Source organism: Phytopseudomonas daroniae, assembly GCF_004327275.1.
GTDB classification, from domain to species: domain Bacteria; phylum Pseudomonadota; class Gammaproteobacteria; order Pseudomonadales; family Pseudomonadaceae; genus Aquipseudomonas; species Aquipseudomonas daroniae.
In genome coordinates this window covers 168,566-181,085 of the sequence record NZ_QJUJ01000002.1, presented here as the reverse complement: position 1 = coordinate 181,085, position 12,520 = coordinate 168,566, and the positions used below count along the sequence as shown (strand labels likewise).

Here is a 12,520-nt window from a genome sequence, read left to right as displayed (position 1 = left end):
GCGATCACTCCAATAACGAAGCGTCGGCCGGCACAACCAGAATTCCAGCGCGCTGGCCATTCTGTACCTTGGGATTGGGGAAAATGATCCGGGCATCCTGCTCTTCCACCACCCAGCGGCTACTGGCCAAGTCCTCTGCCAGCAGGTAGCCGGGCGCCAGTTCGGTGAAGTTTTCCACATCAGTGGGAAGATGCAGGGTAAAGGCGTCACTGTGCTTGATCACCTCACGCGCAAAAGCGAAGAGTTGCAGATGCTCGGTTGCCGACGCCTCGACCGGCGGCTCGCACCCTTCGATGAGGGCCTGCAGGCGCAGTTCCAGGCGATCCAGATTGACCATCTCGTTGTGCCCGAACGGCCTGGCCTTGCCCAGTTCCAGGGTAAAGGCCTCGGCACCCAGCTGGGCGTAGGTATAGGCACTGAATGTGGTCGATGCCTTGCTCTGCAGCAGCACCGCGTCGATACCGGCCGCCTGCAGCCGTGCGCATTCGCGCCGGGACTGGCGACGCCCTTCGGCCCAGGGATACAGGGCGAATTGCTCGATGCGCGAGGCGCGGATCGCAGTGTGCAAGTCGTAATGCAGGCGGGTGCGCTCGGGGTCGGCGAAGAACGAGGACGCCAGATGCTCCAGTTCACAGGCGCGCATCGCCTCGGCACCGCTGCTGAGCTCATGACGACCGCTGAACAGCCGGTTGATGTCCTGCTCGATGAAGCGCTCGCCACGGCGCATCGCCAGGGGATTGCCGAACAACAGCAACAGGCGCGCCCGCGGCTGCAGCTCATTGCGGGCGATGCTGCGCAGCAGGCGGTCGAGCAGCTCGATGGGCGCGGTCTCGTTGCCATGGATACCCGCCGAAAGCAGCAGATCCATGCCATTGTCGCGGCCACAGGCGGGGGTCACCTCGAGTGCGCCTTCGGCCAGCCAGCGCAGGCGCGTGCCCTCCGCTGTCAGCTGAATCTTCGAGGCCGGCTCATAGCCGGCCAGGGTCAGTTCGAGCAGTTTGCCGAGGGCGAGCATGGGCGTTCCTCAGTGATTGCAGTCCGGGCCATGGACATGGTCATCGTCGGCTCCGTCATCGGCCGGCTCCATTTCCAGCTCCAGGCTGACCAGGTTGGTGGCCAGCGGGCGCAGCAGCAGGTTGGCGTATTCAGTGTCACCCTCGGCCACATCGACGCCGATCATCAACTGGCCGCTGCCGACCTGCTGGATCCACACTTCCTTGCCCTGCCAGAGCACGGCAAAACGGGTACACGAGGTTTCCAGTTGGGTGCCGTCGCTATCTTCGAGGATCAGTTGCAGGGCGTCGCTCATAGGTACTCCAAAGGTCAACACCGGCTCATGGTAGGAGCCGATTCAATTCAATTGAAAGGGATATACAGCGCCCAGTTCAAGGATCCGGGTCAACTCGTCCAGTGCGGTACGGCATTCGTTCAGCAGTTGCGGATCGGCCAGATCGCTTTCGCTCAGGCGATCACGATAATGCTGATCGACCCACTGCAGCAGCCGCTCATACAGAGCGGGCGTCAGCATCACACCCGAATTCATGGCCGCCAGTTCCTCCGTCTTCAATGCCACCCGCAAGCGTAAACACGCCGGGCCGCCACCATTCTGCATGCTCTGCTTCAGGTCGAAGGCACGTACTTCGGCAATCGGCCCATCGGTGCCCAGCAATGTTTGCAGGTAGGCCCAGACTCGCTGATTGCTCCGGCACTCTTCCGGCACCACCAGCAGCATACGCCCGTCGGCGCGGGTCAACAGCTGGCTGTTGAACAGATAGGAACGCACCGCGTCCTCGACACCCAATGCGTGTCGCGGCACGCACACCGGCTGCAGGCGGCCGCCGAGACGCGCCAACTTGTCACCGAGTTCACCGATGACCCGTGCGCTGTCGAGAAAGGCATCTTCGTGGTGGAACAGCACCTGGCCGTTGCCCACTGCGATCACATCATTGTGGAACACGCCCTGATCGACCACGGCGGGGTTCTGCTGGGCGTAGACCACCGCGCTATCGCTGAGACCGTGCAGACGAGCCACGGATTGGGACGCTTCCAGGGTCTGCCGCGCGGGATAGCGTTGCGGCGCGGGCAGGCGCAGATCGAAGGCGCTGCGGCCGAAAACGAAGAACTCCACGCCCGGCTCGCTATAGTCACGGCACAAACGGGTGTGGTTGGCCGCGCCTTCGTCGCCGAACTGGCTGACCGCCGGCAAGGCCGCGTGGTGAGCGAAATAGCGCTCGTCAGCGAACATGGCCGCCAGCACGCGGCTGGTGGTCGGGTGCTCGATGGAACGGTGAAACTTGCAGTTGAGATTGGCCGCGGTGAAATGCACACGACCATCGGCCGTGTCAGCGCTGGGGCTGACAGTGGCAGCATTGGCCGTCCACATGCTCGACGCCGAACAGCTGGCGACCAGCAGTGGCATGGCCTCACGTGCAACCTTCTCGATCACCTGGGCATCGCTGCCATTGAAGCCGCAGCCCCGTAGCGCCTGCACGTCGGGCCGTTCCTGAGGTGCCAGCACCGCCTGGGCAAAGCCCATATCCATCAGCGCCTTCATTTTCGCCAGCCCCTGGCGGGCAGCCTCACGAGGGTTGGAGGCTACCTGGCTATTGCTCTGCGAGGCGACGTTGCCGTAGGACAAGCCACCATAGTTGTGCGTTGGGCCAACCAGGCCGTCGATATTCAGCTCACAGGCCGCAGCGACTGGAAAACTCATAGACTGACTCCCGGCGCCAGGCTGCCCGGCAAAACGAGCTGCTCACTTTCCAGCGAGGCAACCGGATACGCGCAGTAATCCGCCGCGTAATAGGCGCTGGGGCGGTGATTGCCAGAGGCACCGACGCCGCCGAAAGGTGCACTACTGGAGGCGCCGGTCAGCGGTTTGTTCCAATTGACGATGCCAGCGCGGCTGCGCAGCCAGAACTGCTCATAGTGCTCACGGGAATCGGAGAGCAGGCCGGCAGCGAGGCCAAAACGGGTGGCATTGGCCTCCTCGATTGCCGAGTCGAAATCGCCATAGCGAATCACCTGCAGCAGTGGCCCGAAGACCTCCTCGTCGGCGCGCGGCTGCACGGCCGTCACATCGATGATTCCTGGCGTCAGCAACGCCGCGCCTTCAAGCGGTTGACTCATGTCCAGTAGCGGCCGCGCGCCCTTGTCGACCAGCCGCGTCTGGGTCTTGAGCAGATGCTGGGCGGCGTCCAGGGAAATCACCGCGCCCATGAACGGCGCCGGCAGGGCGTTGAAGGCACCGACCTTGATACTCGCCGCCACGCTGACCAGCCGCGCCAGCAAGGCATCGCCCCAGGCGCCTTCCGGCACCAGCAAGCGTCGCGCGCAGGTGCAACGCTGCCCGGCTGAGATGAAGGCGGACTGAATGATGCAATACACGGCCGCGTCGATATCGGCGACCTGGTCGACGATCAGCGGGTTATTACCCCCCATTTCCAGGGCGAGGATGGTCTCCGGGTGACCGCCGAACTGGGCGTGCAAGAGATTGCCCGTGCGGCTGGAACCGGTGAAGAACAGACCGTCGATGCCAGGATGCGCCGCCAGCGCGATACCGGTATCACGCGCACCTTGCACCAGGTTCAGCACACCTGCCGGCAATCCGGCCTCGATCCAGCACTTGAGCGTCAGCTCGGCCACTTTCGGCGTGTGCTCACTGGGCTTGAACACCACGGTATTACCCGCGAGCAGCGCCGGGACGATATGCCCATTGGGTAGATGCCCCGGAAAATTGTACGGGCCGAACACAGCGACCACGCCATGGGGCTTGTGGCGCAACACCGTGTTGGCATCGCCTTGCACGCCTTGCCTGTGCCCCGTGCGCTCGGCATGGCTCTGAATCGAGATCGCCACCTTGGCGATCATGCTGGCGACTTCGGTGGCGGCCTCCCACAAGGGCTTGCCGGTCTCTTCACCAATGGTTTGCGCAAGGTCATCCTGCCTGGTCTTGAGTACTGCGGCGAAGCGCTCGAGCAGCGTGATTCGCTCGCTCAACGGCACGGCGGCCCATGCAGGAAATGCATTGCGAGCCCCCTGCACGGCGGCTTCGACCTGCTCGGCATCAGCTTCACGGCCAACCCAGAGCACCTGCTGGCTGACCGGATCGAGGGACTCCAGAGTATTGCCCTGTCCTATCTGCCAGAGACCTGCAATGTAATGCGTGCTCATGGTCTATCACTCCAGGCTTCACGGTTCGACAGGCCACCGCCAGGCGACGACCTTGTACCTATAACGGCTGCCGCTCTATGGCGACATCACCGGTCGGGGCAGACGGCACGTCGCCCCCTGATCACATCGAAAACAGTGGCTCAGGCTTGTGCGGCCAACGCCACGGCACGCACCTGATCGCCCACGTTCAGGCGCAAGCGCCTGGCAGTGAGTGGATCGACCACCAGGGTGCCCGCAGCCATGCGCGCCCGCGCCGCGGTGATGCGGCAATCCTCGCGCTTGCGGTTATGCACCAGATACACCGGCGCATCATCCCCTGGCGTGCCGATGGCCAAGACCAGCAACTGGCTGTCGCGAATCGCACGGATCTTGGCGGTTTCCGCTTCGATAGCAGGGCCGGCATCGAAGATGTCGACGTACCCCTGGTAACTGAAACCTTCTGACTTGAGCATCGCCAGCGCCGGCTCGGTGTCCGGGTGTACGCGAGCGATCACCTCCCGCGCCGCCTCGGAAAGGAAGCAGGTATACAGCGGGAACTTGGGCATCAGCTCGGCGATAAAGGCCTTGTTGCCGACACCGGTGAGGTAGTCGGCCTGGGAGAACTCCATGCGGAAGAAGTGCCGCCCCAGGCATTCCCAGAACGGCGATCGCCCTTCTTCGTCGGAGACACCGCGCATCTCGGCGATGATCTTGTCGCCGAACTGCTCACGGAACTCGGCGATGAACAGGAAACGCGCCTTGGACAACAGGCGCCCGTTCAGCCCAGTGCGGTGATCGGCATGCAGGAACAGCGAACACAACTCGGAATGGCCGGTCAGGTCATTGGCCAGAAACAGCGTCGGTACCTGACGGTGGATATTCAGTTCCTGGGACGCGCAGACCGTCAGGCCGACCCGGTAGTTGTACCAGGACTCGCGCAAGCCCACCCCGCCGGCAATGGCGGAGATGCCCAGCACGCGGCCGTCGTCATCCTCGAGCACGAACATGTAGTCGCAATCGCCACGCTCGGCCTCGCCACGAAAAGTCTTCTCGGCACGGCCGACCCGGTAGGCCAGGCGTGCCTCGTTGGCCGGCAAGGTGGTCAGGCCGGTGCCGGTGCTGCGCGCCAGGTCAATCAGCGCCGGCAGATCGCCGGCACGTACGGAGCGAACGATCATGATGCCTCCGGAAAACTGCGAGCCAGACGCGTGGCATTCATCACTGGCGAGCTCATACCGCCACCAGCCTTACCTGGCCGCCGTCGCTGACGCCAAGGGTTTGCGCGGTAAGAGGATCGAGCACTGCGGGTTGGCCTGGCGCCCAGTTCAGCTCGGCGATCACCGCACGAAAACCCTGCAGTTGCTCGTTGCTGACCAGATACGCTTGCCCACTCTCGCCCGCTTCGCTGAGCACCACCGGCGCCAGTACGCTCTGGGCGATGGAACGAATGCCCGAGGTACGCGCGTGCAGGGTCGGGCCACCATCGAAGATGTCGATGTAGTGGTCGGTTTCGAAGCCATCGCGCATGAGAATGTCGAAGGAAACCTGCGCCCGCGGATGTACCAGGCCCATGGACTCCTGCGCCGAATCCGGTAGCAGCGGCACGTAGATCGGATAATGGGGCATCAGCTCGGCGAGATAGGCGCGGCTACGCAAGCCGCACAGGCGCTCGGCCTCGGCATAGCTCATGCCGAAAAAATGCCGCCCCACCGCGTCCCAGAAGGGTGACTCGCCGGCCTCGTCGCTCTCACCGACGATCTCTACCACCATGGCGTCGGCGAAACGCTCCGGGTGACAGGCGGCGAAGAGCAGACGGGCACGGGAGTTGAGCTCGGAGCAGACGCTGTCCACCAGCGAGCGCTCCATGTAGAAGCTGGTCAGCAGGCTGTTGCCGGTCAGGTCATGGCACAGCGAGAGCACGTGGATCTTGTTGTGGATCTTCAGCTCACGGGAGTTGTGAACGAAGGTCTCGTTACGAAAGCTGTAGAACGGCTCGGAATAGCCGGCCGAGGCCACGATGCCCGAGCAGCCGACCAGACGAGCGGACTCGCTGTCCTCGAGTACGAAGAAGTAGCGCTCCTCGCCATTGAAGCTCACTTCAGCCGCGAACGAGGCCTCCGAGGCGGCGATCTTGTCGCGCAGACGCTCGGCGTTGTCCGGAAGCGACGTAACCCCTACCGGGCTGTCAGCGGCCAGGCGCTGCACTTCAGCGAGGTCGGTCATTCGCGCAGGGCGCATCACCAGCATGGTGTCACTCCTTCAGCAGAGCTCGGGCACGGCAGTCCCGGCAGCGAGAAACATCATCCATGGAGCCGACCGGAGCATCCGGTCGAACAACTATGAGCACTGGCGGCACTCGGGCCGCCAGCAAGGCAGATCAGGCGGCGGCAGCCAACTTGGCCACCGCGCGCTCGAAACGTGCCAGGCCTTCGTCGATATCGGCGTCTTCGACCACCAGGCTCGGCGCAAACCGCACCACGTCCGGGCCGGCCTGAAGAATCATCAGGTTTTCGTCGGCAGCGGCGTCGAAGAAGGCGCGCGCCTTGCCCTTCCAGGCGTCGGACAACACCGCACCGATCAGCAGGCCCATGCCACGCACGCCGGAGAACACGCCATACTGCTCGCCAATCTGCTCCAGACGCGCCTTGAAGCGTTCATGCTTGGCTTTCACGCCGTTCAGCACTTCGGGCGTGTTGATGACGTCGAGCACCGCTTCGGCCACCGCGCAACCCAGCGGATTGCCGCCGTAGGTGGTGCCATGGGTGCCGACTGCCAGATGGCTGGCCAACGCTTCGGTGGTGAGCATGGCCGCGATCGGGAAGCCACCGCCCAGGCTCTTGGCGCTGGACAGCACATCCGGGATCACCCCGTAGTGCTGGTAGGCGAACAGGTGGCCACTGCGGCCCAGACCGCTCTGCACTTCGTCGAAAACCAGCAGGGCATTGTGCTGATCACACAGCTCGCGGGCGCCTTGCAGGTAGGCCAGGTCGGCCGGCAGCACGCCACCCTCGCCCTGGATGGGTTCCAGCACCACGGCGCAGGTCTTGTCACTGACCGCCGCCTTGAGCGCCTCGAGATCGTTATAAGGCACATGGGTGATGCCCTGGATCTTCGGCCCGAAGCCATCGGAGTACTTCGGCTGGCCGCCCACGCTGACGGTGAACAGGGTGCGCCCGTGGAAGCTATTGGTGGCGGCGATAATTTCGTACTTGTCAGCGCCAAAGCGGTCGTGAGCCACGCGGCGCGCCAGCTTGAATGCCGCCTCGTTGGCTTCGGCGCCCGAGTTGCAGAGGAATACCCGCTCGGCAAAGGTGGCCTCGACCAGCTTCTTGGCCAGACGCAAGGCCGGTTCGTTGGTGAACACGTTGGAGACGTGCCACAGGGTATTGGCCTGCTCGGTCAACGCCTTCACCAGCGCCGGATGAGCGTGGCCCAGCACGTTGACGGCAATACCGCCGGAGAAGTCGATCAGTTCACGCCCACTCTGATCCCAGACGCGCGAACCGGCACCGCGCACCGGCACGAACGCCGCGGGCGCGTAGCTGGGCACCATCACCTGGTCGAAATCGGCGCGTTGCACCGGGTCGTGCTGAACGGACATCGGAACTCTCCTGACGAGACACGCCAGCCCGAACAGGCCAGCGATGCGAAAGATTGTAGGGGGTGCCCAAGGGCCGGCATTGCCGGCATGCGACAACTTCTTACAGCGCCATCCCCCCAGGCTCCCGGCGCTTGCGGAAAAAGGCCGCATGCAGCGTCGGTGAGGCGCAGTTTAAACGTTGCCGCCATCCAGACGCACGAGGCGACAGATATTTATCCGCACAACCACTGCAAAGAGGCGCGGTGCGTACAGCGCCAGGAAAGGTGATCAGCAGTGTTGCGGTTTGAAACACTCATATGAAAATTATTGTCACCCGCACCCCTACGACATATTGCCAGCGCCTGGAGTGACGGTAATATCACTTTGCCGGTATCACGGCGCTCGTTCGTGAACAACATCCAAATGCCGGCTTAGTCAAGGATCTGACGGTCTTGTTGCAGTTTTACTCAACGCAACGCATAGACTCATCACAGTCAAGGAAGCGCAAGATGAACGCCAAAGAACAACAGCTGACCGAACTGCTCACCCTCACCTCACGCAGCATTACGCATATGACCGCAGCCATGACTGCGCTGTCCTTCGATCTGCTGCGCAGCGACGACAGCGGCGTTCGCTCCGCCGCTTCGAAGATGATTATCCGCCTCGGCACCGTGAGCCAGGAACTGGATCAGCAGTGGGCGCTGATCAGCGAACTGACCGGCGTGGAAGCCCCGCAACGCGCCGACGCCGTCGAAGAAGTCCAATTGCACACGGCCTGATTATCCTGCCGCCAGATCGCTCGACGCGGCCTGCACCTCACGCCCAGTACGGCTTTGCCGCTCGCCGCCCATATCGGCCAATCGAGTCATTCACTGACTCAGGTCATGGGTGAGCGCGCACACCGCTCCTACCATCGAAGCGTCCCTTCCATGGCAGGAGCAGAATCCTTATGTCCGAATCCACCAGAAAACTCAGACTCGGTGCGCTGGTGGCCCTCGTCGTGGGCTCGATGGTCGGCGGGGGGATCTTCTCCCTGCCGCAAAACATGGCCGCCAGCGCCGGCGCCGGGGCGATTCTCATCGGCTGGGCGATCACCGCGGTGGGCATGCTGACCCTCGCGTTCGTGTTCCAGACCCTGGCCAACCGCAAACCCGAACTCGATGGCGGGGTGTACGCCTACGCCAAGGCCGGTTTCGGCGACTACATGGGTTTCTCCTCGGCCTGGGGCTACTGGATCAGCGCCTGGCTGGGCAACGTCGGCTACTTCGTGCTGCTGTTCAGCACTCTCGGCTACTTCTTCCCGATCTTCGGCGAAGGCAATACCCTGGCGGCGATCGTCGGTGCCTCGCTACTGCTCTGGGCCGTGCATTTCCTGGTACTGCGCGGCATCCGCGAGGCCGCGTTCATCAACCTGGTGACCACGGTGGCCAAGCTCGTGCCGCTGCTGCTGTTCATCCTCATCGCTGTGTTCGCCTTCGAACTGGAGATCTTCACCGCCGACATCTGGGGCATGGGCAATCCGGATCTGGGCAGCGTCATGGATCAGGTACGCAACATGATGATGGTCACCGTCTGGGTGTTCATCGGCATCGAAGGCGCCAGTATCTTCTCTGCCCGCGCGGAGAAACGCAGCGACGTGGGCAAGGCCACCCTGATCGGCTTCGTCACCGTGCTGCTTCTGCTGGTACTGGTCAATGTGCTGTCGCTGGGCATTCTGACCCAACCGGAACTGGCCGGGCTGCAGAATCCGTCCATGGCAGCGGTGCTGGAGCATGTGGTCGGCCACTGGGGCGCGGTACTGATCAGCCTCGGCCTGATGGTGTCCCTGCTCGGCGCACTGCTGTCCTGGGTGCTGCTGTGCGCGGAAATCCTCTTCGCCGCCGCCCGTGACCACACCATGCCGGCCTTCCTGCGCCAGGAGAACGCCAACCACGTACCGGCCAACGCGCTGTGGCTGACCAATGCCCTGGTGCAGCTGTTCCTGGTCATCACCCTGTTCTCGGAAAGCACCTACCTGTCGCTGATCTACCTGGCCACGTCGATGATCCTGGTGCCCTACCTGTGGTCGGCGGCCTACGCCGTGCTGCTCGCCGTGCGCGGCGAAACCTATGCGGGCGCCGCTGGCGAGCGGCGCAAGGATCTGGCGATCGGTGCCATCGCCCTGTTCTACGCGGTATGGCTGCTGTATGCCGGCGGCATCCAATACCTGCTGCTCTCCGCTCTGCTCTACGCCCCGGGCGTACTGTTCTTCGCCAAAGCCAAGCGTGAACTCGGCCAACCCCTGTTTACCACCCTGGAAAAACCGATCTTCGCCGCCGTGCTCATCGCCGCGCTGTTCGCCGGTTATGGCCTGTACAGCGGTTTCCTGAGTCTCTGAAGGAGAAACCACCATGTCCACTGTCCCACTCGGCGTACATTCCGAAGCCGGCAAGCTGCGCAAGGTGCTGGTCTGCTCGCCGGGCCTGGCGCACCAGCGCCTGACCCCGAACAACTGCGACGAGCTGCTGTTCGACGACGTGCTCTGGGTCAACCAGGCCAAACGCGACCACTTCGACTTCGTCACCAAGATGCGCGAACGCGACGTCGAGGTGCTGGAGATGCACAACCTGCTGACCGATGTGGTCGCCATGCCCGAGGCCCTGGAGTGGATTCTCGAACGCAAGGTGACGGCGAACCTGGTCGGCCTCGGCCTGCTCAACGAGGTCAAGAGCTGGCTGAGCAGCCTGGAGCCCAGGCATATCGCCGAGTACCTGATCGGCGGGGTGTCCGCCGACGACCTGCCGGACAGCTTCGGCGGTCAGACGATCCAGATGTTCCGCGATTTCCTCGGCCATTCCAGCTTCATCCTGCCACCGCTGCCCAACACCCAGTTCACCCGCGACACCACCTGCTGGATCCATGGCGGGGTGACGCTCAACCCGATGTACTGGCCGGCGCGGCGCCAGGAAACCCTGCTGGCCAGCGCCATCTACAGGTTCCATCCGCAGTTCGCCGGGGCCGACTTCAAGGTCTGGTACGGCGACCCGGACGTGGATCACGGCAGCGCCACCCTGGAAGGCGGCGATGTCATGCCGATCGGCAACGGCGTGGTGCTGATCGGTATGGGCGAACGCTCGTCGCGCCAGGCCATCGGCCAACTGGCGCAGAACCTGTTCAGGCAGCAGGCGGTGGAACGGGTGATCGTCGCCGGCCTGCCCCGCTCACGCTCGGCGATGCACCTGGACACGGTGTTCAGCTTCTGCGACCGCGACCTGGTGACCATCTTCCCCGAGGTGGCCAACGCCATCGTGCCCTTCTCCCTGCGCCCCGACGAGAGCAAGCCCGGCGGCATCGACGTGCGCCGCGAAGAAGCCAGCTTCGTCGACAGCGTCGCCGCGGCGCTCGGCCTCAAGGCCCTGCGCGTGGTGGAAACCGGCGGCAACGCCTTCGCCGCCGAACGCGAGCAATGGGACGACGGCAACAACGTGGTGGCCCTGGAGCCCGGCGTGGTGATCGGCTACGACCGCAACACCTACACCAACACCCAGTTGCGCAAGGCCGGTGTCGAAGTCATCACCATCAGCGCCAGCGAACTGGGCCGCGGACGTGGCGGCGGCCATTGCATGACCTGCCCGATCATCCGCGACGCCATCGATTACTGAGACCGAGCGGGGACGAGCCCCCCGCCGTGCCACGAGGAACACCCCATGTCGTTCAATATGCGTAACCGCCACCTGCTCAGCCTGATGCACCACACGCCGCGCGAACTGCGCTTTCTGCTCGACCTGTCGCGCGACCTGAAGCGGGCCAGGTACACCGGCACCGAACAGCAGCACCTCAAGGGCAAGAACATCGCGCTGATCTTCGAGAAGACCTCGACCCGCACCCGCTGCGCCTTCGAGGTGGCCGCCTACGACCAGGGCGCCAACGTCACCTACATCGACCCCAACTCCTCGCAGATCGGCCACAAGGAAAGCATGAAGGACACCGCCCGGGTGCTCGGGCGCATGTACCACGCCATCGAGTACCGCGGCTTCAGGCAGGACATCGTCGAGGAACTGGCGAAATACGCCGGCGTGCCGGTGTTCAACGGCCTGACCGATGAGTACCACCCTACGCAGATGATCGCCGACGTGCTGACCATGCTCGAGCACAGCGACAAGCCGCTGCACGACATCAGCTACGCCTACCTGGGCGATGCCCGCAACAACATGGGCAACTCGCTGCTGCTGGTCGGCGCCAAGCTCGGCATGGACGTGCGCATCGCCGCGCCCAAGGCCCTCTGGCCGCACCAGGAGCATCTCGACGCCTGCCACGCCTTCGCCGAGCAGAGCGGCGCGCGTATCACCCTCAGCGAAGAGCCGAGGGAAGCGGTGCGGGGCGTGGACTTCGTGCACACCGACGTGTGGGTGTCCATGGGCGAGCCGGTAGAGGCCTGGGGCGAACGTATCGCCCAGCTGCTGCCCTACCAGGTCAACAGCGAACTGATGAAAGCCACCGGCAACCCGCGGGCGAAATTCATGCACTGCCTGCCGGCGTTCCACAACTGCGAAACCAAGGTCGGCCAGCAGATCGCCGCGCAATACCCGCACCTGGCCGGTGGCATCGAGGTGACCGAAGAGGTGTTCGAGTCGCCCTGCAACATCGCCTTCGAACAGGCGGAAAACCGCATGCACAGCATCAAGGCGATCCTCGTCTCGACCCTGGCCGACCTGTAACCATCCCTGCCCTCGCGGCTCAGCCGCGAGGGCCCTTCAGAGGGTGTTTAGAAAAGTAGCGAGCGATGGCCAGGCAAGGCGAAATCAGCCG

General features: G+C 63.8%; 11 protein-coding genes. 4 read left to right on the top strand and 7 right to left on the bottom strand.

Translation table 11 applies throughout. The features are described from left to right. Positions 1-4: 4 nt before the first annotated feature. The 7 genes from astE to DNK10_RS05870 form a co-directional block, all read right to left on the bottom strand. Positions 5-1,015, bottom strand: a complete 1,011-nt coding sequence (astE, locus tag DNK10_RS05900; RefSeq protein ID WP_131190918.1) for a succinylglutamate desuccinylase — start codon at positions 1,013-1,015, stop codon at positions 5-7. Between the two features lie 9 nt (positions 1,016-1,024). Then, the gene (locus tag DNK10_RS05895) at positions 1,025-1,309 is read right to left on the bottom strand and encodes a topoisomerase II (protein ID WP_131190917.1); all 285 of its coding nucleotides are present in this window, start codon (positions 1,307-1,309) and stop codon (positions 1,025-1,027) included. A gap of 42 nt (positions 1,310-1,351) precedes the next feature. Beyond that, positions 1,352-2,713, bottom strand: coding sequence for an N-succinylarginine dihydrolase (astB, locus tag DNK10_RS05890; protein WP_131190916.1), 1,362 nt, complete (start codon positions 2,711-2,713; stop codon positions 1,352-1,354). Then, positions 2,710-4,173: a succinylglutamate-semialdehyde dehydrogenase gene (astD, locus tag DNK10_RS05885; protein WP_131190915.1), complete on the bottom strand. Its 1,464-nt coding sequence runs from the start codon at positions 4,171-4,173 to the stop codon at positions 2,710-2,712. Before astD ends, astB begins: the two co-directional genes overlap by 4 nt. 140 nt (positions 4,174-4,313) lie before the next feature. After that, on the bottom strand, positions 4,314-5,330 hold the full coding sequence (gene astA / locus DNK10_RS05880) for an arginine N-succinyltransferase (RefSeq protein WP_131178555.1): 1,017 nt from the start codon (positions 5,328-5,330) through the stop codon (positions 4,314-4,316). A gap of 52 nt (positions 5,331-5,382) precedes the next feature. After that, positions 5,383-6,399: an arginine/ornithine succinyltransferase subunit alpha gene (gene aruF / locus DNK10_RS05875; RefSeq protein ID WP_131190914.1), complete on the bottom strand. Its 1,017-nt coding sequence runs from the start codon at positions 6,397-6,399 to the stop codon at positions 5,383-5,385. 130 nt (positions 6,400-6,529) lie between these two features. Next, entirely contained in the window at positions 6,530-7,753 is a 1,224-nt protein-coding gene (locus DNK10_RS05870; protein ID WP_131190913.1) for an aspartate aminotransferase family protein, read from the bottom strand. A gap of 488 nt (positions 7,754-8,241) precedes the next feature. Between DNK10_RS05870 and DNK10_RS05865 the strand changes: the two genes are divergently transcribed. The 4 genes from DNK10_RS05865 (at position 8,242) to DNK10_RS05850 (ending at position 12,429) form a co-directional block, all read left to right on the top strand. Beyond that, a complete protein-coding gene (locus tag DNK10_RS05865) occupies positions 8,242-8,511 on the top strand; it encodes a hypothetical protein (protein ID WP_131178558.1) in 270 nt (89 codons plus the stop codon). 170 nt (positions 8,512-8,681) lie between these two features. Beyond that, entirely contained in the window at positions 8,682-10,109 is a 1,428-nt protein-coding gene (gene arcD, locus DNK10_RS05860; RefSeq protein WP_131190912.1) for an arginine-ornithine antiporter, read from the top strand. 13 nt (positions 10,110-10,122) lie between these two features. After that, positions 10,123-11,373 (top strand): arginine deiminase, encoded by a 1,251-nt coding sequence (arcA, locus tag DNK10_RS05855; RefSeq protein ID WP_131190911.1) that lies wholly within the window; start codon positions 10,123-10,125, stop codon positions 11,371-11,373. Positions 11,374-11,418: 45 nt separating this feature from the next. Next, entirely contained in the window at positions 11,419-12,429 is a 1,011-nt protein-coding gene (locus DNK10_RS05850) for an ornithine carbamoyltransferase (RefSeq protein WP_131173960.1), read from the top strand. Positions 12,430-12,520: the final 91 nt, after the last annotated feature.

Excerpts from the sequence above, each read along its gene's own strand:
- astB (WP_131190916.1), bottom strand. The coding sequence starts at position 2,713 with ATGAGTTTTCCAGTCGCTGCGGCCTGTGAGCTGAATATCGACGGCCTG.
- astE (WP_131190918.1), bottom strand. The coding sequence starts at position 1,015 with ATGCTCGCCCTCGGCAAACTGCTCGAACTGACCCTGGCCGGCTATGAG.
- astA (WP_131178555.1), bottom strand. The coding sequence starts at position 5,330 with ATGATCGTTCGCTCCGTACGTGCCGGCGATCTGCCGGCGCTGATTGAC.
- arcA (WP_131190911.1), top strand. The coding sequence starts at position 10,123 with ATGTCCACTGTCCCACTCGGCGTACATTCCGAAGCCGGCAAGCTGCGC.
- DNK10_RS05865 (WP_131178558.1), top strand. The coding sequence starts at position 8,242 with ATGAACGCCAAAGAACAACAGCTGACCGAACTGCTCACCCTCACCTCA.
- astD (WP_131190915.1), bottom strand. The coding sequence starts at position 4,173 with ATGAGCACGCATTACATTGCAGGTCTCTGGCAGATAGGACAGGGCAAT.
- DNK10_RS05870 (WP_131190913.1), bottom strand. The coding sequence starts at position 7,753 with ATGTCCGTTCAGCACGACCCGGTGCAACGCGCCGATTTCGACCAGGTG.
- DNK10_RS05850 (WP_131173960.1), top strand. The coding sequence starts at position 11,419 with ATGTCGTTCAATATGCGTAACCGCCACCTGCTCAGCCTGATGCACCAC.
- DNK10_RS05895 (WP_131190917.1), bottom strand. The coding sequence starts at position 1,309 with ATGAGCGACGCCCTGCAACTGATCCTCGAAGATAGCGACGGCACCCAA.
- aruF (WP_131190914.1), bottom strand. The coding sequence starts at position 6,399 with ATGCTGGTGATGCGCCCTGCGCGAATGACCGACCTCGCTGAAGTGCAG.
- arcD (WP_131190912.1), top strand. The coding sequence starts at position 8,682 with ATGTCCGAATCCACCAGAAAACTCAGACTCGGTGCGCTGGTGGCCCTC.